This is a genomic window from Bacillus sp. GC_Bacil_1 (assembly GCF_026540675.1).
GTDB lineage: Bacteria > Bacillota > Bacilli > Bacillales > Bacillaceae_G > Bacillus_A > Bacillus_A cereus.
Genome location: NZ_JALNUG010000028.1, coordinates 34,739 through 58,205, shown reverse-complemented (window position 1 = coordinate 58,205; position 23,467 = coordinate 34,739). Strand labels below are relative to the sequence as shown.

The window sequence follows — 23,467 nt, the reverse complement described above, 5'->3', positions numbered from 1 at the left end:
TTTATTAATTTACCATATACAAACTATTAACGTCAACACTTTTTAATAAAAAGTTCTTTTTCTTACATAACGAATACATTCCTCTGCGTTAGCAACTCTCCGAAATAAACAAAAAATGATTTTATATCTTTCTTCCATCGCCTTTTTTACAACTTCATGAATACGCTCATCTTCAAAATCAAATAAAAGTTCCTCTAACTCTCTCTTTAATATGTATTCCATCTCTTTTCTCTCTTCTTTTGTCAACATCAGCCCAAGCAAATGATCACCTCAATAATTCCTTACGTAACAATAAACGTTTCGCTCATTTTCACTTATTACAATCCTATCATTCATTATATCCACTACTTACGATATTAATCCTTTGTTCTCTTTTTTATATTTACAGCATATATGTAACTGAAAAGGATTGGACAAAGGGGCGTAATATTATGTTTTTCTTTTTTATTACGAGTAAGAGAACTTTTAAACACATTAGCTTAATAGTGATACTTTCCTTATTTACAGCATGGCTACTCTTTTTAAAAACATATTCACATGAATCTGCTTTTTCAACTGCTACAGGTCCTAAAGTAATTTACAAAGGAGATACCGCTAAAAAGCAAGTTGCATTTACGTTTGATATTAGTTGGGGAGACAAAAAAGCAATTCCAATCCTTGATACTCTTAAAGAAAGACAAATTAAGAATGCAACCTTCTTCCTTTCTGCTGCATGGGCCGAAAGACACCCCGATATTGTAGAGCGCATCATGAAAGATGGACACGAAATTGGTAGTATGGGTTACAATTACACATCATATACTTCTCTAGAGACGAACGAAATAAGACGAGACCTTTTACGAGCACAAGATGTTTTTACAAAACTTGGGGTAAAACAAGTCAAGCTGTTACGTCCACCTAGTGGCGAATTTAACAAGGTAACCCTTAAAATTGCAGAATCACTTGGATACACCGTCGTGCATTGGAGTAATAATTCCAACGATTGGAAAAACCCAGGTGTAAATCACATCGTTTCCACCGTCTCTAATAATTTGAAAGGTGGAGATATTGTCTTATTACACGCATCCGATTCTGCCCTTCAAACAAATAGAGCTTTACCGCTGCTCCTGCAAAAATTAAAAAGTGATGGATATGAGCAAATATCCGTATCACAACTTATTTCCAACACAAGTACGAAAAGTGAAGATGTGAAATAGCTTCGTCCCTACTACTCTTCACGTATAAAAAGCTCTACTACCTTTCAAAAAGGTGGTAGAGCTTTTTTAATCACACCATTTCCAGTAATATAACTGCTGATATATAAAACCTCTCTCTATTAAGCAGATTTACTCGTTTTTCCGATTAAACGATGTAATACAAGTAATTGATATGCATTACATAACAATAGCGGTATAACCATTAAATATAACCAATCTGTATCATTAATCCGAAGCGCCGGTACCCATTCAAGAATCGTTACAACAACCATAAAGAACAGAGCTGGCACAAATGCTTTTTTATTTGTTTCTTTACTTTTTACATAAGCAACAATTGCTCCAAACACAAATAAAATTCCAGCAACAAGTATGTTATTCCCCAATGAGATTTCCCCATTTGCAATAAGTACAGATCTTAAATACACAAAATCAAATAATACGAATGCAATAAAAAAGAGCTGGACTGCATTCCATAAAGACGATGAGCGAAACATCCCTAGTCCAAAACGATGGATTGTTAAATATGCAAAGAATCCCATTTGACTTATAACGCTAAAAATAAATCCTACACCCATCAACCAGAAAGATACCGCTAAAATCTCCTTAACGTCGAAATTTTGAAAAAATTCATTGTACCTGTCCCACTCCAAAACAAAACCAATAATAACTGTGCTAATCCCACCAAGAAACAACGTCGTTAAAAATAGTCGTACCCACTTGCGGCTATTCACAACACATCCCCCATTATCCTTATATTTCTAATTAAATTGTATCAATGACAATTTCAAAAAGCTAGCCATGTTCATGTATAAATTCCTTAAAGATATTTATATTAAAAAGAGAGAACTGTGCTGAAAGGAGTTCCAACTTATGAAACGGATACTATTCATTTTCGTTTCTTCTTTTCTACTTATCGCACTTGTAGCATGCGCACAAGGAAAAGAAACGAAATCCGAACTAGATTACGATCAAACAAAGAAAATGATTGTTGATATTTTAAAAACAGATCAAGGTAAGAAAGCTATTCAAGATGTATTAACTGATGAAAAAATGAAACAAGCACTCATACTAGATGAAACAGTAGTAAAGAAAACGATTGAAGATGCCATGGTATCCGATAAAGGGCAACAATTCTGGGAAAAGCTCTTTAAAGATCCTGAGTTCTCATCAAAGTTTGCTAAAAGTATGGGGAAAGAACAAACCCAATTAATGAAAACCTTATTAAAAGACCCTGAATACCAAGCAGGCGTTATAGAAATTATGAAAAATCCTGAAGTAGAAAAAATGATGTTACAAACAATGAAGAGTAAAGAATACCGTCAATATCTACAACAAGTACTAACAGAAACTGCTGAAAGTCCACTCTTCCAAGCCAAGATGATTGATATCATTAGTAAAGGTGTACAAAAGGCTGAAAAAGGTGGATCTGATAAGAAAGAAGCAGGCGGTGACGGCGGTTCTCAAGGCGAGAAGAAGGAAGAACAGTGAAAATAATAACTATAATAACGAGTGGACAATGTATAAATTGTCCACTCGTTATTACTTTATCTTGCTATTAACAGACAAAATGGCCCTCTAGTTAAGCGAAAGGTTTACTAGTTGTTGCCAGTAACAGATGAACCCCACTGATTAAAGTTTCGCTTTATTTTTGTGTAACAGCTGTTTTATCAATTACTGTTTCAGCTATTTTACTATAAATAATGCCGGTTGTATGTGTATCCTCATATACTGAAGGAGCAAAGTCTTCTTTATTCCAATCGGGTTGTTGCAGCGGAATACGCCCAAGAACATTCGTTTGTAGTTCGGTAGCTAACTTATCTCCCCCGCCTCTTCCAAATACATATTCTTTCTCACCAGTTACCTTACTTTCAAAATATGCCATGTTCTCAACAACACCGAGAATACTATGTTCAGTGCGTAATGCCATCGCTCCAGCACGCGCTGCTACAAACGCAGCTGTTGGATGCGGCGTCGTTACAATAATCTCTTTGCAAGATGGCAACATTGAGTGCACATCTAACGCAATATCACCTGTGCCTGGTGGCAAATCTAATACTAAATAATCTAAATCGCCCCATTCTACTTCTGTGAAGAAGTGGTTTAACATTTTCCCAAGCATAGGTCCTCTCCAAATAACTGGTGCATTATCCTCTACAAAGAAGCCCATTGAGATTACCTTTACACCTAAACGTTCCACCGGAATTATCTTATCACCTCTCACGATGGGACGTTTTTCTATCCCCATCATGTCTGGCACACTAAAACCGTAAATGTCCGCATCAATAATACCAACTTTTTTTCCTAAACGAGCTAAAGCAACTGCAAGGTTAACGGAAACGGTTGATTTTCCCACGCCACCTTTTCCACTCGCTACTGCTAAGAATGTCGTTTTTGAATTTGGTGACAATAAAGATTCACTTTGCTCTGCTTCTTGTTCTGGTGCAAACTGAGCTAATTCCTCTTCTGTAAATTCTGCAAAACGAAGTCCAACTGTTGCTGCTCCAAGCTCTTTTAATAACTTTACAATTCCAGACTGCAACTGCATTTGTTCCGCTGTACCAGTTTTTACGATTGCAATTTTGACACTCACATGTTCCTTCTCAGGCTTGACTGTTACCTCTTTAATTGCACTTGTTTCTTTTAATGTTTTATGTAAAAACGGATCTACAATCCCTTCTAACGCTTCAACCACTTGTTCTTTCGTTACCATAATTAGCCCAGCCCCCTGTATGAAAAATAACGTAATGTTAATTGAATTTATCTCTGCTTATTCTTGAAATAAATGCGTTTACATTTCCAGTATAACATATTTTCCGAAAACTTCGTTAACGAGAGAAACTCAAAAAAATCCTCCTTATTCTGGAGGATTTCCTTTTTCCGTGAAATAGCGTAATATACCCCGGTATATTGCAGCCGCTACCTTTTGCTGATATTTCTCCGAATTTAACATATACCTTTCGTTCACATTCGATAAAAAGCCGGCTTCAATTAAAGCACCTGGTGTTTTAGAATACTTTAATAAATACACATGCGAAATTGTCTTAGCAGAACGATTCGTGTTCTCTAAACTTGTTCTCAATTCAGCCTGTATAAATTTTGCAGCACGTTCATTTTCAATTGAAGAGCGGTAATAGAACGTTTGTGCGCCTTTCGATCCACTACTAGTTAAAGCATTTAAATGAATACTTGCAAAAAAGTCTACATCAGGTTTATTGATGATTTCTACACGTTTTTTTAAATCCTCTGCTTTACGTCTACTATATGACTTTGTATCTTTGTTAGCTAAATCATAATCTCCCTCACGCGTTAAAATAACTAGTGCACCTTGTTCTTGTAAATAGTCTTGTACCTTTTTTGTAATTTCAAGCGTAATATCCTTTTCTATAATATCCTTTCCTCCAACAGCCCCTCCATCTGGTCCACCATGACCAGCATCTAATACAATTACTTTCCCTGATAAGGGTAAATTCCAAGCTCGCCACGATTTTGTAATTTGAAATTCTTGTTTGACTAAAAAAAACAATACAACCGCAGCGAGTGCAAAAGAGATAATTCGAATTCTCTTCATACCTTTCCTCCTCCAGCTAGTCCCTCTAATTACTTATATGGGACAAGAGGAAAGTTTATGCTTGTCTTAATGAAGCTTTAATCGATATCTTCTTTCACCTTTTTCATACCCTTCTTGCCACCACAATCCTATAAACTGCTGACAAGATTCAAAAAGTAATTCCTCATCTTTCAACTTTATTTCTCGCATAGTCATACTCGTTAAAAATTGAAATAGCGTTTCAGTTAATTGTTGTTCTTCTTCTAAAGCTCTATATTTCACATCAAAAAACGATTCACCATAATAACCAAATTTACTATATCTCGCTCCTAATAAATAAGATTCTATCCCTAATTCAATACAGTAATCTTCATACTGACGATGAAGCTCTTGCATTTGAAAGGCATCACGAATATTTGAACGTAATGTTTTTAATGATAATTCCCGCAACATCTTCCGCTCGTATTTTAACTGCTTTTCTTTTTGTTTTTCTTGTAAGCTGACAATGACATTCATAGTACTTATAAACCTCCCTAATACGTATTAGTCTAAACTTCTAAAGAAGAAGCATACGCGCGGTGGTAGCACTAAAATATTCCAAGCTATAAAAATTACAAAAGAGGAATGAAACATAAAAAAACCCCAACCAAAATGGTTGGGGTTTGTAGTTCGCAAAAATTAACGTTTTGAGAACTGAGGTGCACGACGTGCGCCTTTAAGACCGTATTTTTTACGCTCTTTCATACGTGCGTCACGAGTTAATAGACCTGCACGTTTTAGTGTTAGACGGTATTCTGGATCAGCTTTTAATAAAGCGCGAGAAATACCGTGACGAATAGCACCAGCTTGACCAGTGTATCCACCACCATTTACGTTTACAAGTACATCGTAGTTACCTAAAGTTTCTGTTGCAACTAGAGGTTGTTTCACTACTTCACGTAATGCAGCAAATGGGATATAGTTTTCAAAATCACGACCGTTAATGATAACGCGTCCTTCGCCTGGAACTAGGCGTACGCGCGCTACTGAACTCTTACGACGTCCAGTGCCATAGTATTGAACCTGTGCCAAAGTAAGCCCTCCTTTAATTAATTATCCGCGAAGTTCGTAAACTTCTGGTTTTTGTGCTTGGTGTGGATGCTCTGCTCCAGCATACACGTTAAGTTTCTTAGAAACTTGACGGCCTAAGCGTCCTTTTGGAAGCATGCCTTTAATTGCAAGCTCTAACATTTGTACAGGGTAGTTTGTACGCATTTCAAGAGCTGTTCTTTGCTTAAGTCCACCTGGGTGGTTAGTGTGACGGTAGTAAATTTTATCGTTTAATTTATTACCTGTTAAATGAATTTTCTCAGCGTTAATAATAATTACATGATCACCCGTGTCAACGTGTGGTGTAAATGTAGGTTTGTTTTTACCACGTAAAATGGATGCTACTTCAGTAGATAGGCGACCTAAAGTTTGACCTTCAGCATCAACCACATACCATTTACGCTCAACTTCGTTAGCTTTTGCCATAAAAGTCGTACGCATGTGTTTCCCTCCTCGTTATCTTTTCCATAGAAAAAATCTATTGTTTATCTTAAACACGATTTCCTTCCGGGGCTAATCGTGGTTTTAGAAACAATACCATATGTTATGATATACTTTTGAGTTTCTAATGTCAAGCAAATGTTACACCAGGATTAGTTGTTATAGTTTACCTCCCATAGGTAAAGCCCATGACCTGGAGCCATCTTTCCAGCAAACTGACGATTTTGTTTCGCTAAAATCTCTGGAATGCTATCAGGATCAAGCTTTCCTTGCCCTACGTTAAGTAACGTACCAACAATAATTCTGACCATATTATATAAAAATCCATTACCTACAAAACGAAAAATTAATTCATCGTCTTGCTCAATTAACTCGATTTCATAAATTGTTCGCACTTTATCTTTTTTGTCAGTTTTTGCCGAACAAAAAGAAGTGAAATCATGCGTTCCAATAAAATACGGAATTGCTTTTCTTATTTTTTTGATTTCGAGCGGATATGGATATTGATATACGTAATTTCTACGGAATACATCCGCAGTCTTCGATAAGAATACACGATAACGATATTCTTTTTTCTCAACACCGTAACGTGCATGAAATTCTTCTGTTTTTTTCTCTACTTGCCTAATAACAATATCATCTGGCAACATTGTATTTAAAGCGTTACTCCATTGCCACTCTTCAAGAGACAAAGGAGTATCAAAGTGTATGACTTGTCCTTTTGCATGAACCGTAGAATCTGTTCTACCAGATGCCTGAACACGAACAAGTTCTCCTTTATGCAATTTCTGTAATGCTTTTTCTATCTCCTGTTGAACAGTACGATGCTTCGGCTGAATTTGATAACCACAAAAATGCATGCCATCATATGCAACCGTACATTTTATTCTATCCATTTCTCTATTCTCCATTACGATCGCACCCATGCCAAAATACAAGCTAAACAAAATAAGCTTACAATCGTTACTGTATCGCTTGTTTTCCAGCGTAGTTGCCTAAATTTAGTACGTCCTTCACCACTTTGATATCCACGAGCTTCCATCGCAATAGCTAAGTCCTCTGCACGCTTAAAAGCACTGATAAACAGAGGAACAAGCAGTGAGATAATAGCTTTCATTCTATCTTTTATCGGTCCCCCAGCGAAATCAATACCACGTGATGCTTGTGCTTTCATTATTTTACTCGTTTCATCCATTAATGTCGGAATAAAACGAAGAGAAATTGACATCATTAATGCGATTTCATGAACAGGAACCTTTATACGCTTCAACGGCTTTAATAACGTCTCCAAACCATCTGTAATTTCAATAGGTGTCGTCGTTAACGTTAATAATGTCGTCATTAAAATAATAACGAAGAATCGTACAGAAATGTATATCCCTTGCTCTAATCCTTTTTCATGTATCGAAAACCAACCAAGCTGGAGTAGTACATCCCCCTCTTTATTTGTAAAAATATGCAGGAAAAATGTAAAAAGAAAAATCCATAAAATTGGTTTTAAGCCCGAAAGTACATAACGAATCGGCACTTTTGCAAAAAATAAAGCAATGAGTGCATATAAAAATAAAAATCCATATGAAATCGCATTATTTGCTAAGAAAACAACAAATACATATAAAAAGACAATCAGCAGCTTCGTACGTGGATCAAGTTGATGAATAAGTGAATTCCCCGGGATATATCTCCCAATAATCAACTGCTGCATGATTCATGACCACCTTTTCGTAACACCTGCACAACTTCATGAGTAAGATCCTCTAAAGATAAGGTAGCCTTTGGAATTGAAATACCAAACTTCTCTTCAATTGCACGTTTATACTTTAATGACATAGGAAGATCCACACCAATTTTCTCTAGTTCATCAGCATGTGAAAATACTTCCTCTGCACTTCCTTGCAAAAAGACCGTTCCTTTATGCATAACTACAATCTGCTCCGCATACTGAGCGGCATCCTCCATATTATGCGTTACAAGGATAACTGTAAGCCCCTTCTCCTTATGCAACTTATAAAACATCTGCATAAGTTCGTTCTGCCCTTTTGGATCTAGACCTGCTGTAGGTTCATCTAATACAAGCACTTCAGGTTCCATCGCCAATACACCCGCTATCGCAACACGCCTCATTTGCCCGCCACTTAACTCAAACGGTGAACGTGTTAACAGTTCTGGCTCTAACCCTACAAGTTCAATTGCCTCTCTTGCCTTTTGCTTCGCTTCTTCTACAGATACCCCAAAATTAGTAGGGCCGAAACAAATATCTTTCTCCACAGTCTCTTCAAACAACTGATGTTCTGGGAATTGAAAGACAACCCCTACTTTTTTACGTAGTGGCTTTAGCTTTTTTTCTTTCTTTCCTGCCGAAATCAAATGTTCACCAATTTGAACTGTACCATTTGTCGGCTGCAATAAACCATTTAAATGTTGAATCATCGTCGACTTACCTGAACCAGTATGACCGATAATGGCATAATAGCCCCCACTTGGAAACGACACGTCTACATCATAAAGTGCGCGTCTTTCAAATGGAGTTTTATATTGATAACGATGTTCTACTTTTTGGAATGTAATCTCCAAAGTTCGTTCACCAAGCTTTCCATTGTAAGATGCGTATTTTGCAAAATAATTTCATTTCTTTTTAATAATTCTGCTATTTTCACCGAAAACGGTACATCTAAGCCAATTTCTTGGAGCATATGAGAGGACTTGAAAATTTTCTCTGGAGTCCCTTCCTCTAATATTTCTCCCTTATTTAAAATAATGACACGATCTGACTGTGCCGCTTCTTCTAAATCGTGCGTAATTGATAGCACAGTAATACCTTTTTGATTAACAAGTTGTCTAACCGTTTCTACTACTTCACGTCTTCCTTGAGGATCTAACATTGACGTTGCTTCATCTAATATTAAAATAGATGGCTGAAGTGCTAAAACGCCCGCTATTGCCACTCGCTGCTTTTGCCCACCAGATAAGGAATGAGGCTCATCATTAAGAAAATCTTCCATACGGACAAGTCGTAAGGCCTGTTCTAATCTTTCAATCATTTGTTCTCTGGGCATTCCGATATTCTCTAAGCCAAATACAACATCATCTTGCACTGTTGTTCCAACAAATTGATTATCTGGATTTTGAAATACCATTCCAATTTGTTTTCGAACATCCCATACCGTTTCCTCTGATAAAACCATTGAATCATTTACTGTAATAGTCCCTGCTTCCGGCAAAAACAAACCATTCAATAATTTTGCAAGTGTAGACTTTCCTGAACCGTTTTGTCCAATAATAGATACCCATTCTCCCTCATATAAGGAAAATGAAACATCTTTTAATGCATACGTGGCTGCCCCAGGATATTGAAATGATATATTTCCTATCCGAAGTTTCTCTTTTTTCAATAGAAGGCACCCTTTCCTTCGCCAAGCTCGCCTATTTTTATATTTAAAAAAAAGGGCCATGACCAGTTTCTTGAAAAGAACTGTCCTGCCCTTTTAATTATCATTATACTAACTCGATAATTACCATTGGTGCTGCGTCTCCGCGACGTGGACCAATTTTTGCAATACGAGTGTATCCGCCTTGGCGCTCAGCATAGCGTGGAGCTACATCAGCGAATAATTTTTGAAGTGCATCTTGACCAGTCTCAGCGTTAGCTACTTCATTGCGAATGAAAGCTGCTGCTTGACGACGAGCATGAAGATCTCCGCGTTTACCTAAAGTGATCATTTTTTCCACTACAGAACGAAGTTCTTTTGCACGAGTTTCTGTCGTTTGGATGCGCTCGTTGATAATTAAATCAGTAGCTAAGTCACGTAACATAGCTTTACGTTGCGCACTTGTACGGCCTAATTTTCTGTATGCCATTCGTAGTTCCCTCCTTTGTTCATGGGTTTAAATCCTCAGTCGTCTTTACGTAAACCTAAACCTAATTCCTCAAGTTTATGTTTAACTTCTTCTAAGGATTTACGTCCTAAGTTACGAACTTTCATCATATCTTCTTCTGTTTTGTTCGCAAGCTCTTGTACAGTATTAATTCCTGCACGTTTTAGGCAATTATAAGAACGAACAGAAAGGTCTAGTTCTTCGATAGTCATCTCAAGAACTTTCTCTTTTTGATCTTCTTCCTTCTCGACCATAATCTCAGCATTTTGTGCTTCATCAGTTAAACCAACAAAGATATTTAAATGCTCAGTTAAGATTTTGGCACCTAAAGAGATAGCTTCTTTTGGCCCGATGCTTCCATCCGTCCATACATCAAGCGTAAGCTTATCATAATTAGCCACTTGTCCGACACGTGTCTTTTCCACTTGGTAAGTCACACGTGATACTGGAGTATAAATAGAATCAATAGGAATTACTCCTATTGGTTGATCTTCGCTTTTATTTGCATCAGCTGGCGTATACCCACGGCCACGCTTTGCAGTTAAACGCACGCGGAAATGCGCATCTTTTGCTAACGTTGCAATGTGTAAATCTGGATTTAAGATTTCTACATCACTATCGTGAGTAATATCAGCAGCTGTGACAATACCTTCGCCCTGCACATCAATTTCCAACGTCTTCTCTTCTTCAGAGTAGATTTTAAGAGCTAACTTTTTCAAGTTTAAGATGATCGTCGTAACGTCTTCTACTACGCCCTCAACTGTTGAAAATTCATGTAATACGCCATCGATTTGGATAGCAGTAACAGCGGCACCAGGGAGTGAGGATAAAAGAATACGACGTAAGGAGTTACCCAAAGTAGTACCATATCCACGCTCAAGCGGTTCAATTACGAATTTACCATATTTAGCATCTTCGTTAAGTTCAACCGTTTCGATTTTCGGCTTTTCGATTTCAATCATTAACTAAACCCTCCTTCAAAACGTCGAAACCCCGGTTAAACAAAGGTATAACCCCTGTCTAACCGAAAGTCCCCCTTAGGCAGTTCCCGATTGTGCACAACAAGCGATGTTTCTGTACGAAATTTCTCGATAATGCATCATATCCATTATAGACAAAAGGGAAAATTCTATACAGAAAAATTACACACGACGACGTTTTGGCGGACGACATCCATTATGAGGAACTGGAGTAACATCTCTAATTGCTGTTACTTCTAGACCTGCAGCTTGAAGAGCACGAATTGCAGCTTCACGACCAGCACCAGGACCTTTAACAGTAACCTCTAAAGTTTTTAAACCGTGCTCCATTGCAACTTTAGCAGCAGCTTCAGCAGCCATTTGCGCAGCGAATGGAGTAGATTTACGAGATCCACGGAAACCAAGTGCACCAGCACTAGACCAAGAAAGCGCGTTACCGTGAGTATCTGTAAGTGTTACGATTGTGTTGTTGAAAGTAGAACGAATATGAGCTATACCAGCTTCGATATTCTTTTTCACACGTTTTTTACGAGTGTTTGTTTTACGTGCCATTGTTAGTTCAACCTCCTTTACTTATTATTTCTTTTTATTTGCTACTGTACGACGTGGACCTTTACGTGTACGAGCATTGTTTTTAGAATTTTGACCACGAACTGGTAAACCACGACGGTGACGAAGACCACGGTAAGAACCGATCTCCATTAGACGTTTAATGTTAAGAGATACTTCACGACGAAGGTCTCCCTCAACTTTAATACGATCGATAACATCACGGATACGTCCTAATTCGTCTTCCGTTAAATCACGAACTCGTGTTTCTGAAGAAATACCAGCTTCAGTAAGAATTTTTTCAGCAGTTGTGCGACCAATGCCGAATACGTAAGTTAAAGAAATAACAACGCGTTTGTCTCGAGGAATATCTACACCTGCGATACGTGCCATTCTGAATGCACCTCCTTCTGATTAACCTTGTTTTTGTTTATGTTTAGGGTTTTCACAAATAACCATTACTTTTCCACGTCTACGAATAACTTTACATTTTTCGCAGATTGGTTTAACTGACGGTCTTACTTTCATGTCTCGAACCTCCTTAAAGATTACGGAGTGCTATATTATTTAAAACGGTACGTAATACGACCACGATTTAAATCGTACGGAGATAATTCTACCGTAACTTTGTCTCCTGGTAAAATACGAATGAAGTTCATACGGATTTTACCAGAAACGTGAGCCAATACGACATGCCCATTCTCTAATTCTACTTTGAACATAGCATTTGGCAACGTTTCAAGAACGGTACCTTCGACTTCAATTACATCATCTTTAGCCATTCAATAGTTCTCCCTTCTTCAAATCAGTAACATTTTACACTGCTCTGAAATCCCGGAGAGCCAGCTACTTATAAAGTGGTAAGGATTTCGTATCCTGCTTCTGTAAGAGCAATCGTGTGCTCAAAATGGGCACACCATTTACCATCTACCGTTACCACTGTCCAGTCATCAGATAGTGTTTTTACATATCGTCTTCCTTGATTCACCATCGGCTCAACACAGATGACCATTCCCGGCTTTAATCTAGGGCCTCTATTTGGTGGACCATAGTGCGGGATTTGAGGGTCCTCATGTAAGTCTTGCCCGATTCCGTGACCAACATACTCCCTAACGATCGAGAATCCATTCTCTTCAGCATGGGTTTGAACCGCATGTGAGATATTTGATAATCTCTCGCCTGGTTTTACTTGTTCTAGACCAAGATACAACGATTTTTCTGTGACATCAAGTAGCTTTTGAACAGATTCAGAAATGTTTCCAACTGGATACGTCCATGCAGAATCTCCATGGTACCCATTGTATTTCGCACCAATATCGATACTGATGATATCGCCCTCTTTGAGCTTGCGCTTTCCTGGAATTCCGTGTACAAGCTCTTCATTTACAGAAGCACATATGCTCCCCGGAAATCCGTTGTATCCTTTAAAAGATGGCGTAGCACCATATTTTTGAATCGTCTTTTCCGCTATTTGATCGAGCTCTTTCGTTGTAATTCCTGGAGTAATGTGCTGTTTCAACTCTTGATGAGTTAAAGCAACGATTCTGCCAGCTTCTCGCATGATTTCTATCTCGCGAGGAGTTTTGCAGATGATCATTACGCTAAGCCTCCGATGAGAACATCGATATCAGCAAATACTTTATTGATATCTTGCTCACCATTAATGCTTTTTAAGTAACCAAGCTCGTCGTAGAAATCAAGCAAAGGTTTTGTTTGCTTAATATTCACATCTAAACGATTTGCTACAGTTTCTTCATTGTCATCAGAGCGTTGGTATAATTCGCCACCACATTTATCGCACACATCAGCTGTTGCTGGTGGATTGAATTCTAAGTGGTAAGTCGCACCGCACTCTTTACAAATGCGACGGCCTGTAAGGCGTTTTAATAACAACCCTGAATCCACATTAATGTTTAAAACATAGTCGATTTTTTTGCCAAGATCTTTCATAATCTCTTCAAGAGCTGATGCTTGTGCAACAGTTCGTGGGAAACCGTCTAGTAAGAAACCTCTTACGCAGTCTTCTTGACTTAAACGTTCACGAACAATTCCGATTGTAACTTCATCTGGAACAAGTGCACCTTTATCAATAAAAGATTTTGCTTGTAGACCCATTTCAGTTTCAGCCTTCATAGCTGCACGGAACATATCTCCTGTTGAAATGTGAGGGATGTTATACTTGGCTACAATCTGTTCGGCTTGTGTACCTTTACCAGCACCAGGAAGCCCCATTAAAATTAAGTTCATCCTTGTTCCCCCTCAGTACATGAGCATGTAGGGAAGATGGTTCTTCCCACTTACTCACTGCTTGATAAACCCTTTGTAATGGCGTTTTACCAGTTGGCTTTCTAGCTGCTTCATTGTTTCTAAAGCAACGCCGACAACGATTAACATACTCGTTCCACCAATCTGTGCAGATGGAGGAAGATTTCCCAATTTCGTAAAGATAACTGGTAAGATTGCAATCGCTGCTAGGAAAATTGATCCTACAAAGGTCAAACGATACAAGATTTTTGTTAGATATTGTTCTGTATTCTTACCCGGACGAATACCTGGAACATATCCACCTTGCTTGTTTAGATTCTCTGACATTTGCTCTGGATTAACCTGAACAAACGCATAGAAATATGTGAAGGCTACAATGAGCGCAACATATATGATCATTCCCACTGGGTGAGAATAGTTAAAGTTTGCAATAATCCACTGCGATACATCATGTTTCGGGAAGAACTGTGCAATAGTTGGAGGCGTAATTAAGAATGAAACAGCAAAAATGACTGGAATAACACCCGCACTATTTACCTTAAGCGGTAAATGTGTGTTTTGTGCTCCAGCATGATTCCCATTCCCTCCTGTTACACGCTTCGCGTATTGAATTGGGATCTTTCTAACAGCTTGTTGAATGAAAATAACACCAACAATAACTGCTAGCACAGCTAGTAAAATCAATGCAACTTTAACGATACTCATGAACAATTGATCTCCGATATTTTGAAACTGTTGTTGATACACTTGAGATATAACACTTGGGATCGCTGCAGCAATACCGCCAAAGATAAGGATGGAAATACCATTACCCACACCTTTAGCTGTAATCTGTTCGCCTAACCACATTAAAAATGCAGTACCAGCAGTCAGTACCGTAGCAATGTATAAATAAGTGCTCCAACCAGGATTCAAAATTAATTGCCCACCTACCATACCGTTAAAACCGATTGACATACCAAACCCCTGAATAAACGCAAGAACAATTGTAAAGTAACGCGTGAATTGCGTTAGTTTACGACGGCCCATTTCACCTTGCTTCGACCATTCCGAAAATTTAGGAACAACATCCATCTGCAATAATTGCACGATGATGGATGCTGTAATATACGGCATGATTCCCATCGCAAAGATGGAGAAGTTTTTCAAGGCGCCACCGCCAAATGTATTTAGAATACCTAAAGCATTTAATTGGTCTTGTGCTTTCAGTACGTCTCCATTTGTAAATGGCACTGGGATAAACGTGCCAATCCTGAATACGATTAACATCGCTAAAGTGAATAATATTTTACGTCTTATCTCAGCAACGCGCATAAAGTTGGAGATTGTACGAAACATTAGATCACCTCAACTGATCCGCCAGCTGCTTCAATTGCTTCTTTAGCACTTGAAGAGAACTTGTGCGCTTTAACAGTTAGTTTTTTCTCTACTGCTCCGCTTGCAAGAATTTTAACACCGTCGTTTAACTTGCTGATAACGCCAGTTTCCAGCAATAATTCAGGTGTTACTTCTGTACCATCTTCAAAACGATTTAACGTTGATAAGTTTACAATAGTAAACTCTTTACGGTTAATGTTTGTGAAGCCGCGTTTTGGTAAACGACGGAATAATGGAGTTTGACCACCTTCGAAGCCAAGACGAACACCGCCACCAGAACGTGCGTTTTGTCCTTTATGACCTTTACCAGCAGTTTTACCGTTACCAGAACCGATACCACGACCGACACGGTTACGTACTTTACGAGAACCTTCTGCAGGTTTTAATTCATGAAGTTTCATTCCCAGGCACCTCCTTATATTAATGAGTTATCCTTAAGCTTCTTTTACAGTTAAAAGGTGAGAAACTTTGTTGATCATACCAAGAATAGCAGGAGTTTCTTCCTTAACTACAGTTGAATTCAACTTTTTAAGACCTAAAGCTTCTACCGTCGCACGTTGATCTTGTGGACGACCAATTACACTACGAGTGAGGGTAATTTCTAACTTTTTCGCCATTTGTTTTCCCTCCTTAACCTAGTAGCTCTTCTACAGATTTACCGCGTAATTTTGCAACATCTTCAGCGCGCTTAAGTTCGCTTAATCCGTTCACAGTAGCGCGAATCATGTTGATTGGTGTGTTAGAACCAAGAGATTTCGAAAGAATATCTTGTACACCAGCTAATTCAAGTACCGCACGAACAGGTCCACCAGCAATAACACCAGTACCTTCAGCAGCAGGTTTTAAGAATACTTCACCAGCTCCAAAGTGACCGTTGATTGTGTGTGGAATTGTTGTACCAACTAATGGTACAGCGATTAAGTTTTTCTTAGCGTCTTCGATAGCTTTGCGGATTGCGTCTGGTACCTCTTGTGCTTTACCAGTACCGAATCCAACATGACCGTTTTTATCGCCAACTACAACTAGTGCAGCAAAGCGGAAACGACGACCACCCTTAACAACTTTCGCGACACGATTTATCGTAACTACACGTTCTTCAAGTTCTAATTTACTTGGGTCAATGCGATGCATCAATTTTCCCTCCTTTGACCATTAAAATTGTAATCCAGCCTCACGAGCAGCTTCAGCTAGAGCTTTAACACGGCCATGGTATAAGTAACCACCGCGATCAAATACTACTTCTTTAACGCCTTTCTCTACAGCACGCTTAGCAACTGATTCTCCAACTTTCGTAGCAGCTTCAGTATTGCTAGTACCGTTAAGAGCAAGGTCTTTATCAAGAGTAGATGCACTTACTAACGTTACACCATTCACATCATCAATAACTTGAGCGTAAATATGTTGGTTAGAACGGAACACGTTTAAACGTGGACGCTCTGCAGTACCAGTAAGTTTAGCACGTACACGTGCATGTCTTTTCTTACGAGTCGCATTTTTATCAGCTTTAGTGATCATTTTCTTGTCACTCCTTTCTCTCACCTAACGGGTTTACTTAGCAGTTTTACCTTCTTTACGACGAACAACTTCGCCTTCGTAACGAATACCTTTACCTTTGTAAGGCTCAGGAGCACGTACAGCACGGATGTTAGCAGCAAATTCGCCAACACGTTGCTTGTCGATACCTTTAATTACGATTTTAGTTGGTGCAGGTACTTCAACTTCAAGACCTGCTTCCGGAGTCATTTCTACTGGATGAGAATAACCTACGCTTAAAACAAGTTTATCTCCTTGTTTTTGAGCACGGTAACCAACACCGACTAATTCAAGTCCGCGTGCGAAACCTGCAGTTACACCTTCAACCATGTTTCCGATTAAAGCACGAGTTGTACCGTGTAATGCACGGTGTTCCTTCTGTTCAGATGGACGCTCAACTGTTAGTGTATTTTCTTCAATTTTGATAGACATATCAGCATTGAATTTACGAGTTAATTCACCTTTAGGGCCTTTTACTGTTACAGTATTGTCTTCTGCAATTGTAATAGTAACACCTGCAGGGATTTCAAGAATCTTTTTACCAATACGAGACATGTGGTCACACCTCCGTTCGTTTTAAATATATATTACCAAACGTATGCTACTACTTCTCCACCAGTTTGTAATTGACGAGCGTCTTTGTCTGTCATTACTCCCTTAGATGTAGAAACAAGAGCGATACCTAATCCGTTAAGTACACGTGGTACTTCGTCAGCTTTAGCGTAAACGCGTAAGCCAGGTTTACTGATACGTTTTAATCCAGTGATTACACGTTCATTGTTTGCACCATATTTCAGGAAAATACGAAGGATACCTTGTTTGTTATCCTCGATGTATTCTACATCACGAATGAAACCTTCACGTTTTAAAAGTTCAGCGATCTCTTTTTTGATTTTAGAAGCAGGAACCTCTAATTTCTCATGACGTACCATGTTCGCATTACGGATGCGAGTAAGCATGTCTGCAATTGGATCTGTCATCACCATGTGTTTTACCTCCTTCCCATTTGTGGGTTTTACCAACTAGCTTTTTTAACACCAGGAATTTGACCTTTATATGCAAGTTCACGGAAACAAATACGGCAAAGTTTAAATTTGCGGTATACAGAATGCGGACGACCGCAGCGTTCGCAACGTGTATACTCTTGTACTTTAAACTTAGGAGTACGCTTTTGTTTCGCTATCATAGATTTTTTAGCCACGTTTTCGCCTCCTCTACTTAGCGTTGGCTTCCATTATTTTTGGAATGGCATACCGAATTGTGTTAAAAGTTCACGAGCTTCTTCATCAGTTTTCGCTGTAGTAACGATTACGATGTCCATACCGCGTACTTTGCTTACTTTATCATAATCAATCTCAGGGAAGATAAGTTGCTCTTTAACACCTAATGTGTAGTTCCCACGACCATCGAATGATTTCTTAGAAACACCACGGAAATCACGTACACGTGGTAAAGAAACCGATACTAATTTGTCGAAGAACTCATACATTTGCTCGCCGCGTAAAGTTACTTTCGCACCGATTGGCATACCTTCACGAAGACGGAAACCAGCGATTGATTTTTTAGCACGAGTTACAACAGGTTTTTGACCTGCGATTTGTGTTAATTCTTCTACTGCATTGTCTAAAGCTTTTGAGTTAGATACCGCGTCACCAACACCAGTGTTGATTACGATCTTTTCGATTTTCGGTACTTCCATCACAGATTTATAGTTAAACTTGCTCACTAGAGCAGGAGTAATTTCCTTTTGGAACTTCTCTTTAAGGCGATTCAATGAAGTGACCTCCTTTCTTAAGAAAATTATTTATCTAATAATTCACCAGATTTTTTTGCAATACGAACTTTTTTACCATCTTCTACTTTGAAGCCTACGCGAGTAGGTTCACCTGTTTTCGGATCTAAAATCATAACGTTAGAAACGTGAATAGGTGCTTCTTTAGTAATAATTCCACCTTGTGGATTTAATTGAGATGGCTTAGAGTGTTTTTTAACGATGTTAACACCCTCAACGATAACACGGTTTTGCTTTGGGAAAGCCACAAGGATAACGCCTTGTTTTCCTTTGTCTTTACCAGTGATTACCTGTACTTTATCACCTTTTTTTACATGCATCTTAATTCTGCACCTCCTTAGCAAGGCAATACCTTAAATTATAGAACTTCTGGAGCTAAAGAAACGATCTTCATGAAGTTGCTATCACGTAATTCACGAGCTACTGGTCCGAAGATACGAGTACCACGTGGGCTCTTATCGTCTTTAATGATAACCGCTGCGTTTTCATCAAATTTGATGTAAGAACCGTCCGGACGACGAGCTCCGCTCTTCGTACGTACTACTACTGCTTTAACAACGTCACCTTTTTTAACAACGCCACCTGGTGTTGCTTGTTTTACCGTAGCAACGATAATGTCACCAATGTTAGCATATTTACGACCAGAGCCGCCTAATACTTTAATTGTTAAAAGTTCACGTGCACCAGAGTTGTCAGCAACTTTCAAACGAGATTCTTGTTGGATCATGTTATGAAACCTCCCTTCGGACTAAAAATTCCGATTCGTCTATTTAGATAATAACCGCTTCTTCAACGATTTCAACTAAACGGAAACGCTTAGTAGCAGAAAGCGGGCGAGTTTCCATGATTTTAACGATATCGCCAAGTTTCGCTTGGTTTTGCTCATCATGGGCTTTGTACTTCTTAGAATACTTAACACGTTTTCCGTACAAGGAATGAGTTTTGTAAGTTTCAACTAAAACTGTAATCGTTTTGTCCATTTTGTCAGACACTACACGACCAGTATAAACTTTGCGTTGGTTACGTTCGCTCACTATGCAAACCTCCCCTCAATTTATCGATTAATTCCGATCTCTCTTTCACGAACTACAGTTTTCATACGAGCAATTGCTTTACGCACTTCACGAATGCGAGTTGGATTCTCTAATTGTCCTGTAGCAAGTTGGAAGCGAAGATTAAACAACTCTTCCTTTAAAGCTTTAACTTTTGTTTCGATTTCGGCAGTGGTTAATTCACGAATATCATTAGTTTTCATTAGATTCACCACCATTTTCTTCACGTTTTACGAATTTACATTTCACAGGTAACTTGTGAGCTGCAAGACGTAATGCTTCGCGTGCTACCTCTTCAGATACACCCGCGATTTCGAACATAATTTTCCCAGGTTTTACTACTGCTACCCAGCCTTCTGGTGCCCCTTTACCGGAACCCATACGTACTTCTAGAGGTTTTGCAGTGTAAGGTTTAGAAGGGAAAATTTTAATCCATACTTTACCGCCACGTTTCATGTAACGAGTCATTGCACGACGAGCAGCTTCGATTTGACGGTTTGTAATCCATGAAGCAGCTTGTGCTTGTAAACCGAATTCACCGAAAGCAACTTCAGTTCCACCTTTAGCACGACCACGCATTTTACCACGATGCTCTCTACGATATTTTACGCGTTTTGGCATTAACATATTATTTTCCTCCTTCCTCAGAAGCTTTCTTTTTTGTAGGAAGGACTTCTCCACGGTAGATCCATACTTTTACGCCTAATTTACCGTATGTTGTATCAGCTTCAACTGCTGCATAGTCAATATCAGCGCGAAGTGTATGAAGTGGAACAGTTCCTTCACTGTAAGATTCTGCACGAGCGATATCAGCTCCGCCAAGACGACCAGAAACCTGTGTTTTAATACCTTTAGCACCTGCACGCATAGCACGTTGAATAACTTGCTTTTGTGCACGACGGAATGATACACGGTTTTCTAATTGACGAGCGATGTTTTCGCCTACTAATTTAGCGTTAAGATCAGCTCTCTTAACTTCTAAAATGTTGATGTGTACACGCTTGCCTGTTAATTGGTTAAGAGCTTTACGAAGTGCTTCAACTTCAGTACCACCTTTACCAATTACCATACCAGGTTTTGCAGTGTGAATTGTAACATTTACACGATTTGCTGCACGTTCGATTTCTACTTTAGCAACAGCAGAATCTTTTAAGCGTACATTAATGTACTCACGGATTTTGATGTCTTCATGTAATAATGTAGCGTAATCTTTCTCAGCGAACCAACGAGATTCCCAGTCACGGATAACACCGACACGAAGACCAATTGGATTAACCTTTTGACCCATCGATTATCCCTCCTTCTTTTCTGATACCACAACTGTAATGTGGCTTGTGCGTTTGTTAATTTGGCTTGCACGACCCATTGCACGTGGACGGAAACGTTTCAACGTTGGACCTTCGTCAACGAAGACTTTTTCAACAACTAGGTTGTTAATGTCCATCTCATAATTGTGCTCTGCATTTGCGATTGCAGATTTTAAAACTTTTTCTACAACTGGAGAAGCAGTTTTTGGTGTGTGGTTAAGGATAGCAATCGCTTCACCCACTTGCTTACCTCGGATTAAGTCTACTACTAAACGAACTTTACGAGGAGCAATACGAACTGTTCTCGCTACTGCTTTAGCTTGCATTGAAGTGCCTCCTCTCATTATCTTCTAGTTTTCTTATCGTCAGCAAGGTGACCTTTATACGTACGAGTTGGTGCGAATTCACCTAACTTATGGCCAACCATATCCTCAGTGATGTACACAGGTACGTGTTTACGACCATCATATACAGCGATTGTGTGTCCGATGAACTGAGGGAAGATTGTTGAACGGCGAGACCAAGTTTTAACAACTTGTTTTTGCTCAGATGCAACTAATTTTTCCATTTTGCTCATTAAGTGATCATCGACAAATGGTCCTTTTTTTAAGCTACGAGCCATTTTGGTGCCTCCCTTCGTGATTGGCGTACGGTTCTAGAAATGAACCGTACTACAATCCCATTATTTTTTACGACGACGAACGATGAATTTGTCAGACGCTTTGTTTTTCTTACGAGTCTTGAATCCAAGAGTTGGTTTACCCCATGGAGACATTGGAGACTTACGTCCGATTGGAGAACGTCCTTCACCACCACCGTGTGGGTGATCAACCGGGTTCATTACAGAACCACGAACTGTTGGGCGTTTACCTAACCAGCGAGAGCGACCTGCTTTACCGATTTTGATAAGTTCGTGTTGTTCGTTACCTACTTGACCGATTGAAGCGCGACAAGCAGATAATACAAGACGTACTTCACCAGAAGTTAAACGTACAAGTACGTATTTACCTTCTTTACCAAGTACTTGAGCAGATGTACCAGCAGAACGAACTAATTGTCCGCCACGACCAGGCTTAAGCTCGATGTTATGAACAACAGTACCTACTGGAATGTTGATTAATGGTAATGCGTTACCGATTTTGATGTCAGCTTCTGGGCCAGACATAACTTCCATACCTACTTCTAAAGATTTAGGAGCAAGAATGTAACGTTTTTCACCGTCAACGTAGTTAATTAATGCGATATTCGCAGAGCGGTTTGGATCGTATTCGATCGTAGCAACGCGTCCTGGAATTCCATCTTTGTTACGCTTAAAGTCGATGATACGGTATTGACGCTTATGTCCGCCACCTTGATGACGTACAGTAATTTTACCTTGGTTATTACGACCAGCCTTCTTGCTTAAAGGAGCAAGTAATGACTTTTCGGGTCTGTCAGTCGTGATTTCAGCGAAATCATTCGTAGTCATATTACGACGACCGTTAGTAGTTGGATTATACTTTTTAATTCCCATCTCAATTTCCCTCCTTCTTTAGTAAGAATTAAACGCCTTGGAAGATTTCGATTTCTTTGCTGTCAGCAGTTAGCTTAACGATTGCTTTACGACGACGGCTAGTAAAACCAGCGTGACGACCAACGCGTTTTGCTTTCGGCTTGTAGTTCATGATGTTCACTTTTTCTACTTTAACACCAAAGATCGCTTCAAGAGCATCTTTAACTTCTGTTTTATTAGATTTAACGTCCACATCGAACGTGTATTTTTTTTCAGCCATCATTTCCATAGAACGTTCAGTGATAACTGGGCGCTTAATGATATCACGAGGATCTCTCATTATGCAAGCACCTCCTCTACTTTTTCCACTGCCGCTTTTGTCATGATTAGCTTATCATGATGAAGCACGTCTAAAACGTTTACGCCATCAGCAGTGATTACTGTTACTCCAGGGATATTGCGAGCAGATAACTCTACAGATTCGTTTGCATCAGCAGTTACGATAAGAGCTTTCTTCTCAACAGTTAATCCTTTAAGTACTGCTAGCATGTCTTTTGTTTTTGGTGCATTTAACACTAGGTCTTCAAGAACTACAATGTTGTTCTCAACTACTTTAGTAGCTAATGCAGATTTGATTGCTAAACGACGAACTTTCTTAGGAAGTTTGTACGCATAGCTTCTTGGTGTAGGTCCGAATACCGTACCACCACCACGCCATTGAGGAGAGCGGATAGACCCTTGACGAGCACGTCCAGTTCCTTTTTGACGCCATGGTTTACGACCACCACCGCGAACTTCAGAGCGAGTTTTTACTTTGTGTGTACCTTGACGTAAAGATGCACGTTGCATCATTACAGCTTCGAAAAGTACAGCTTCATTTGGTTCGATACCGAAAATAGCTTCAGCTAATTCGATTTCACCAACCTGTGAACCAGTTTGGTTATATACAGTAACTTTTGGCATTGGAATTC

General features: G+C 39.1%; 41 protein-coding genes. 2 read left to right on the top strand and 39 right to left on the bottom strand.

Translation table 11 applies throughout. The features are described 5' to 3' along the window. Positions 1-42 precede the first annotated feature (42 nt). Positions 43-261: a hypothetical protein gene (locus tag OXT04_RS27815; RefSeq protein WP_000901145.1), complete on the bottom strand. Its 219-nt coding sequence runs from the start codon at positions 259-261 to the stop codon at positions 43-45. Between the two features lie 170 nt (positions 262-431). Between OXT04_RS27815 and pdaB the strand changes: the two genes are divergently transcribed. Then, the gene (gene pdaB / locus OXT04_RS27810; protein WP_000464718.1) at positions 432-1,196 is read left to right on the top strand and encodes a polysaccharide deacetylase family sporulation protein PdaB; all 765 of its coding nucleotides are present in this window, start codon (positions 432-434) and stop codon (positions 1,194-1,196) included. 119 nt (positions 1,197-1,315) lie between these two features. Here pdaB and kbaA read toward each other — a convergent pair whose 3' ends face one another. Beyond that, positions 1,316-1,927 carry a KinB signaling pathway activation protein KbaA gene (gene kbaA, locus OXT04_RS27805; RefSeq protein ID WP_001088531.1) on the bottom strand — a complete coding sequence of 204 codons (612 nt, stop codon included), beginning with the start codon at positions 1,925-1,927 and terminating at the stop codon, positions 1,316-1,318. Positions 1,928-2,066: 139 nt separating this feature from the next. Here kbaA and gerD point away from each other — a divergent pair, with 139 nt between their 5' ends. After that, positions 2,067-2,684 carry a spore germination lipoprotein GerD gene (gene gerD, locus OXT04_RS27800; protein WP_050842394.1) on the top strand — a complete coding sequence of 206 codons (618 nt, stop codon included), beginning with the start codon at positions 2,067-2,069 and terminating at the stop codon, positions 2,682-2,684. A 154-nt stretch (positions 2,685-2,838) separates the two neighbouring features. Here the strand turns inward: gerD and OXT04_RS27795 are convergent, their stop codons facing one another. From OXT04_RS27795 to rplD, 37 genes are all read right to left on the bottom strand, one after another. Next, positions 2,839-3,906 carry an Mrp/NBP35 family ATP-binding protein gene (locus OXT04_RS27795; RefSeq protein WP_000256623.1) on the bottom strand — a complete coding sequence of 356 codons (1,068 nt, stop codon included), beginning with the start codon at positions 3,904-3,906 and terminating at the stop codon, positions 2,839-2,841. A 144-nt stretch (positions 3,907-4,050) separates the two neighbouring features. Beyond that, positions 4,051-4,764 (bottom strand): N-acetylmuramoyl-L-alanine amidase CwlD, encoded by a 714-nt coding sequence (gene cwlD, locus OXT04_RS27790; RefSeq protein WP_000822439.1) that lies wholly within the window; start codon positions 4,762-4,764, stop codon positions 4,051-4,053. Between the two features lie 66 nt (positions 4,765-4,830). After that, positions 4,831-5,259 carry a DUF2521 family protein gene (locus tag OXT04_RS27785; RefSeq protein ID WP_001101005.1) on the bottom strand — a complete coding sequence of 143 codons (429 nt, stop codon included), beginning with the start codon at positions 5,257-5,259 and terminating at the stop codon, positions 4,831-4,833. A 162-nt stretch (positions 5,260-5,421) separates the two neighbouring features. Continuing rightward, a complete protein-coding gene (gene rpsI, locus OXT04_RS27780) occupies positions 5,422-5,814 on the bottom strand; it encodes a 30S ribosomal protein S9 (protein ID WP_000079986.1) in 393 nt (130 codons plus the stop codon). 21 nt (positions 5,815-5,835) lie between these two features. Continuing rightward, positions 5,836-6,273 carry a 50S ribosomal protein L13 gene (rplM, locus tag OXT04_RS27775; protein WP_001260795.1) on the bottom strand — a complete coding sequence of 146 codons (438 nt, stop codon included), beginning with the start codon at positions 6,271-6,273 and terminating at the stop codon, positions 5,836-5,838. Positions 6,274-6,425: 152 nt separating this feature from the next. Then, complete coding sequence (gene truA, locus OXT04_RS27770; protein ID WP_064531903.1) at positions 6,426-7,169, bottom strand: tRNA pseudouridine(38-40) synthase TruA; 744 nt, start codon at positions 7,167-7,169, stop codon at positions 6,426-6,428. Between the two features lie 14 nt (positions 7,170-7,183). Next, positions 7,184-7,978 carry an energy-coupling factor transporter transmembrane component T family protein gene (locus tag OXT04_RS27765; protein WP_001186530.1) on the bottom strand — a complete coding sequence of 265 codons (795 nt, stop codon included), beginning with the start codon at positions 7,976-7,978 and terminating at the stop codon, positions 7,184-7,186. Then, positions 7,966-8,847, bottom strand: a complete 882-nt coding sequence (locus OXT04_RS27760) for an energy-coupling factor ABC transporter ATP-binding protein (RefSeq protein ID WP_000406539.1) — start codon at positions 8,845-8,847, stop codon at positions 7,966-7,968. Before OXT04_RS27760 ends, OXT04_RS27765 begins: the two co-directional genes overlap by 13 nt. Continuing rightward, entirely contained in the window at positions 8,823-9,665 is an 843-nt protein-coding gene (locus tag OXT04_RS27755) for an energy-coupling factor ABC transporter ATP-binding protein (protein ID WP_000711762.1), read from the bottom strand. Before OXT04_RS27755 ends, OXT04_RS27760 begins: the two co-directional genes overlap by 25 nt. 103 nt (positions 9,666-9,768) lie before the next feature. Beyond that, entirely contained in the window at positions 9,769-10,131 is a 363-nt protein-coding gene (rplQ, locus tag OXT04_RS27750) for a 50S ribosomal protein L17 (protein WP_000331490.1), read from the bottom strand. A gap of 35 nt (positions 10,132-10,166) precedes the next feature. Then, positions 10,167-11,111 carry a DNA-directed RNA polymerase subunit alpha gene (locus OXT04_RS27745; protein WP_000569643.1) on the bottom strand — a complete coding sequence of 315 codons (945 nt, stop codon included), beginning with the start codon at positions 11,109-11,111 and terminating at the stop codon, positions 10,167-10,169. A gap of 180 nt (positions 11,112-11,291) precedes the next feature. Further along, positions 11,292-11,681 carry a 30S ribosomal protein S11 gene (rpsK, locus tag OXT04_RS27740; RefSeq protein WP_000101797.1) on the bottom strand — a complete coding sequence of 130 codons (390 nt, stop codon included), beginning with the start codon at positions 11,679-11,681 and terminating at the stop codon, positions 11,292-11,294. A gap of 24 nt (positions 11,682-11,705) precedes the next feature. Next, positions 11,706-12,071 (bottom strand): 30S ribosomal protein S13, encoded by a 366-nt coding sequence (rpsM, locus tag OXT04_RS27735; protein ID WP_000090792.1) that lies wholly within the window; start codon positions 12,069-12,071, stop codon positions 11,706-11,708. Positions 12,072-12,092: 21 nt separating this feature from the next. Further along, positions 12,093-12,206: a 50S ribosomal protein L36 gene (rpmJ, locus tag OXT04_RS27730; protein WP_000868344.1), complete on the bottom strand. Its 114-nt coding sequence runs from the start codon at positions 12,204-12,206 to the stop codon at positions 12,093-12,095. 35 nt (positions 12,207-12,241) lie between these two features. Continuing rightward, a complete protein-coding gene (gene infA / locus OXT04_RS27725; RefSeq protein WP_001029884.1) occupies positions 12,242-12,460 on the bottom strand; it encodes a translation initiation factor IF-1 in 219 nt (72 codons plus the stop codon). A gap of 68 nt (positions 12,461-12,528) precedes the next feature. Next, entirely contained in the window at positions 12,529-13,275 is a 747-nt protein-coding gene (gene map / locus OXT04_RS27720) for a type I methionyl aminopeptidase (RefSeq protein ID WP_000582539.1), read from the bottom strand. Next, complete coding sequence (locus OXT04_RS27715; RefSeq protein ID WP_001048997.1) at positions 13,275-13,925, bottom strand: adenylate kinase; 651 nt, start codon at positions 13,923-13,925, stop codon at positions 13,275-13,277. Before OXT04_RS27715 ends, map begins: the two co-directional genes overlap by 1 nt. 54 nt (positions 13,926-13,979) lie before the next feature. Further along, positions 13,980-15,281, bottom strand: a complete 1,302-nt coding sequence (gene secY, locus OXT04_RS27710) for a preprotein translocase subunit SecY (RefSeq protein WP_000490118.1) — start codon at positions 15,279-15,281, stop codon at positions 13,980-13,982. Then, positions 15,281-15,721, bottom strand: coding sequence for a 50S ribosomal protein L15 (gene rplO, locus OXT04_RS27705; RefSeq protein WP_000766083.1), 441 nt, complete (start codon positions 15,719-15,721; stop codon positions 15,281-15,283). Before rplO ends, secY begins: the two co-directional genes overlap by 1 nt. A 33-nt stretch (positions 15,722-15,754) precedes the next feature. Further along, the gene (gene rpmD / locus OXT04_RS27700) at positions 15,755-15,937 is read right to left on the bottom strand and encodes a 50S ribosomal protein L30 (protein ID WP_001085233.1); all 183 of its coding nucleotides are present in this window, start codon (positions 15,935-15,937) and stop codon (positions 15,755-15,757) included. A 13-nt stretch (positions 15,938-15,950) separates the two neighbouring features. Continuing rightward, a complete protein-coding gene (rpsE, locus tag OXT04_RS27695; RefSeq protein WP_000554646.1) occupies positions 15,951-16,451 on the bottom strand; it encodes a 30S ribosomal protein S5 in 501 nt (166 codons plus the stop codon). A gap of 21 nt (positions 16,452-16,472) precedes the next feature. Next, the gene (rplR, locus tag OXT04_RS27690; RefSeq protein ID WP_000628818.1) at positions 16,473-16,835 is read right to left on the bottom strand and encodes a 50S ribosomal protein L18; all 363 of its coding nucleotides are present in this window, start codon (positions 16,833-16,835) and stop codon (positions 16,473-16,475) included. Positions 16,836-16,868: 33 nt separating this feature from the next. Further along, on the bottom strand, positions 16,869-17,408 hold the full coding sequence (rplF, locus tag OXT04_RS27685) for a 50S ribosomal protein L6 (protein WP_000086551.1): 540 nt from the start codon (positions 17,406-17,408) through the stop codon (positions 16,869-16,871). Positions 17,409-17,440: 32 nt separating this feature from the next. Next, positions 17,441-17,839, bottom strand: coding sequence for a 30S ribosomal protein S8 (gene rpsH, locus OXT04_RS27680; protein ID WP_000245511.1), 399 nt, complete (start codon positions 17,837-17,839; stop codon positions 17,441-17,443). 29 nt (positions 17,840-17,868) lie between these two features. Then, entirely contained in the window at positions 17,869-18,054 is a 186-nt protein-coding gene (gene rpsN, locus OXT04_RS27675; RefSeq protein WP_001085700.1) for a 30S ribosomal protein S14, read from the bottom strand. Positions 18,055-18,087: 33 nt separating this feature from the next. Then, on the bottom strand, positions 18,088-18,627 hold the full coding sequence (gene rplE, locus OXT04_RS27670) for a 50S ribosomal protein L5 (protein WP_001080829.1): 540 nt from the start codon (positions 18,625-18,627) through the stop codon (positions 18,088-18,090). Positions 18,628-18,653: 26 nt separating this feature from the next. Further along, positions 18,654-18,965 carry a 50S ribosomal protein L24 gene (rplX, locus tag OXT04_RS27665; RefSeq protein WP_000558200.1) on the bottom strand — a complete coding sequence of 104 codons (312 nt, stop codon included), beginning with the start codon at positions 18,963-18,965 and terminating at the stop codon, positions 18,654-18,656. A gap of 38 nt (positions 18,966-19,003) precedes the next feature. Further along, positions 19,004-19,372, bottom strand: coding sequence for a 50S ribosomal protein L14 (rplN, locus tag OXT04_RS27660; RefSeq protein ID WP_000615912.1), 369 nt, complete (start codon positions 19,370-19,372; stop codon positions 19,004-19,006). A 43-nt stretch (positions 19,373-19,415) separates the two neighbouring features. Beyond that, a complete protein-coding gene (rpsQ, locus tag OXT04_RS27655) occupies positions 19,416-19,679 on the bottom strand; it encodes a 30S ribosomal protein S17 (RefSeq protein WP_000004106.1) in 264 nt (87 codons plus the stop codon). A gap of 20 nt (positions 19,680-19,699) precedes the next feature. Beyond that, on the bottom strand, positions 19,700-19,900 hold the full coding sequence (gene rpmC / locus OXT04_RS27650; RefSeq protein ID WP_000855718.1) for a 50S ribosomal protein L29: 201 nt from the start codon (positions 19,898-19,900) through the stop codon (positions 19,700-19,702). Continuing rightward, positions 19,890-20,324: a 50S ribosomal protein L16 gene (rplP, locus tag OXT04_RS27645; RefSeq protein ID WP_000928971.1), complete on the bottom strand. Its 435-nt coding sequence runs from the start codon at positions 20,322-20,324 to the stop codon at positions 19,890-19,892. The genes rpmC and rplP overlap by 11 nt, the downstream gene beginning before the upstream one ends. 1 nt (position 20,325) lies before the next feature. Then, positions 20,326-20,985 carry a 30S ribosomal protein S3 gene (gene rpsC, locus OXT04_RS27640; protein ID WP_000529956.1) on the bottom strand — a complete coding sequence of 220 codons (660 nt, stop codon included), beginning with the start codon at positions 20,983-20,985 and terminating at the stop codon, positions 20,326-20,328. A 3-nt stretch (positions 20,986-20,988) separates the two neighbouring features. Beyond that, entirely contained in the window at positions 20,989-21,330 is a 342-nt protein-coding gene (rplV, locus tag OXT04_RS27635; RefSeq protein ID WP_001148024.1) for a 50S ribosomal protein L22, read from the bottom strand. A 17-nt stretch (positions 21,331-21,347) separates the two neighbouring features. Beyond that, entirely contained in the window at positions 21,348-21,626 is a 279-nt protein-coding gene (gene rpsS, locus OXT04_RS27630) for a 30S ribosomal protein S19 (protein WP_000124454.1), read from the bottom strand. Positions 21,627-21,686: 60 nt separating this feature from the next. Next, the gene (rplB, locus tag OXT04_RS27625; protein ID WP_000511583.1) at positions 21,687-22,517 is read right to left on the bottom strand and encodes a 50S ribosomal protein L2; all 831 of its coding nucleotides are present in this window, start codon (positions 22,515-22,517) and stop codon (positions 21,687-21,689) included. A gap of 28 nt (positions 22,518-22,545) precedes the next feature. Beyond that, positions 22,546-22,836 (bottom strand): 50S ribosomal protein L23, encoded by a 291-nt coding sequence (gene rplW / locus OXT04_RS27620; RefSeq protein WP_001205558.1) that lies wholly within the window; start codon positions 22,834-22,836, stop codon positions 22,546-22,548. Further along, complete coding sequence (rplD, locus tag OXT04_RS27615; protein ID WP_001127258.1) at positions 22,836-23,459, bottom strand: 50S ribosomal protein L4; 624 nt, start codon at positions 23,457-23,459, stop codon at positions 22,836-22,838. Before rplD ends, rplW begins: the two co-directional genes overlap by 1 nt. Positions 23,460-23,467: the final 8 nt, after the last annotated feature.

Coding starts and splice junctions, on each gene's coding strand:
- pdaB (WP_000464718.1), top strand. CDS start 432: ATGTTTTTCTTTTTTATTACGAGTAAGAGAACTTTTAAACACATTAGC.
- gerD (WP_050842394.1), top strand. CDS start 2,067: ATGAAACGGATACTATTCATTTTCGTTTCTTCTTTTCTACTTATCGCA.
- OXT04_RS27795 (WP_000256623.1), bottom strand. CDS start 3,906: ATGGTAACGAAAGAACAAGTGGTTGAAGCGTTAGAAGGGATTGTAGAT.
- cwlD (WP_000822439.1), bottom strand. CDS start 4,764: ATGAAGAGAATTCGAATTATCTCTTTTGCACTCGCTGCGGTTGTATTG.
- OXT04_RS27785 (WP_001101005.1), bottom strand. CDS start 5,259: ATGAATGTCATTGTCAGCTTACAAGAAAAACAAAAAGAAAAGCAGTTA.
- rplM (WP_001260795.1), bottom strand. CDS start 6,273: ATGCGTACGACTTTTATGGCAAAAGCTAACGAAGTTGAGCGTAAATGG.
- truA (WP_064531903.1), bottom strand. CDS start 7,169: ATGGATAGAATAAAATGTACGGTTGCATATGATGGCATGCATTTTTGT.
- OXT04_RS27765 (WP_001186530.1), bottom strand. CDS start 7,978: ATGCAGCAGTTGATTATTGGGAGATATATCCCGGGGAATTCACTTATT.
- rplQ (WP_000331490.1), bottom strand. CDS start 10,131: ATGGCATACAGAAAATTAGGCCGTACAAGTGCGCAACGTAAAGCTATG.
- OXT04_RS27745 (WP_000569643.1), bottom strand. CDS start 11,111: ATGATTGAAATCGAAAAGCCGAAAATCGAAACGGTTGAACTTAACGAA.
- rpsK (WP_000101797.1), bottom strand. CDS start 11,681: ATGGCACGTAAAACAAACACTCGTAAAAAACGTGTGAAAAAGAATATC.
- rpsM (WP_000090792.1), bottom strand. CDS start 12,071: ATGGCACGTATCGCAGGTGTAGATATTCCTCGAGACAAACGCGTTGTT.
- rpmJ (WP_000868344.1), bottom strand. CDS start 12,206: ATGAAAGTAAGACCGTCAGTTAAACCAATCTGCGAAAAATGTAAAGTT.
- infA (WP_001029884.1), bottom strand. CDS start 12,460: ATGGCTAAAGATGATGTAATTGAAGTCGAAGGTACCGTTCTTGAAACG.
- map (WP_000582539.1), bottom strand. CDS start 13,275: ATGATCATCTGCAAAACTCCTCGCGAGATAGAAATCATGCGAGAAGCT.
- OXT04_RS27715 (WP_001048997.1), bottom strand. CDS start 13,925: ATGAACTTAATTTTAATGGGGCTTCCTGGTGCTGGTAAAGGTACACAA.
- secY (WP_000490118.1), bottom strand. CDS start 15,281: ATGTTTCGTACAATCTCCAACTTTATGCGCGTTGCTGAGATAAGACGT.
- rplO (WP_000766083.1), bottom strand. CDS start 15,721: ATGAAACTTCATGAATTAAAACCTGCAGAAGGTTCTCGTAAAGTACGT.
- rpmD (WP_001085233.1), bottom strand. CDS start 15,937: ATGGCGAAAAAGTTAGAAATTACCCTCACTCGTAGTGTAATTGGTCGT.
- rpsE (WP_000554646.1), bottom strand. CDS start 16,451: ATGCATCGCATTGACCCAAGTAAATTAGAACTTGAAGAACGTGTAGTT.
- rplR (WP_000628818.1), bottom strand. CDS start 16,835: ATGATCACTAAAGCTGATAAAAATGCGACTCGTAAGAAAAGACATGCA.
- rplF (WP_000086551.1), bottom strand. CDS start 17,408: ATGTCTCGTATTGGTAAAAAGATTCTTGAAATCCCTGCAGGTGTTACT.
- rpsH (WP_000245511.1), bottom strand. CDS start 17,839: ATGGTGATGACAGATCCAATTGCAGACATGCTTACTCGCATCCGTAAT.
- rplX (WP_000558200.1), bottom strand. CDS start 18,965: ATGCATGTAAAAAAAGGTGATAAAGTACAGGTAATCACTGGTAAAGAC.
- rplN (WP_000615912.1), bottom strand. CDS start 19,372: ATGATCCAACAAGAATCTCGTTTGAAAGTTGCTGACAACTCTGGTGCA.
- rpmC (WP_000855718.1), bottom strand. CDS start 19,900: ATGAAAACTAATGATATTCGTGAATTAACCACTGCCGAAATCGAAACA.
- rplP (WP_000928971.1), bottom strand. CDS start 20,324: ATGTTAATGCCAAAACGCGTAAAATATCGTAGAGAGCATCGTGGTAAA.
- rpsC (WP_000529956.1), bottom strand. CDS start 20,985: ATGGGTCAAAAGGTTAATCCAATTGGTCTTCGTGTCGGTGTTATCCGT.
- rplV (WP_001148024.1), bottom strand. CDS start 21,330: ATGCAAGCTAAAGCAGTAGCGAGAACAGTTCGTATTGCTCCTCGTAAA.
- rpsS (WP_000124454.1), bottom strand. CDS start 21,626: ATGGCTCGTAGCTTAAAAAAAGGACCATTTGTCGATGATCACTTAATG.
- rplB (WP_000511583.1), bottom strand. CDS start 22,517: ATGGGAATTAAAAAGTATAATCCAACTACTAACGGTCGTCGTAATATG.
- rplW (WP_001205558.1), bottom strand. CDS start 22,836: ATGAGAGATCCTCGTGATATCATTAAGCGCCCAGTTATCACTGAACGT.
- rplD (WP_001127258.1), bottom strand. CDS start 23,459: ATGCCAAAAGTTACTGTATATAACCAAACTGGTTCACAGGTTGGTGAA.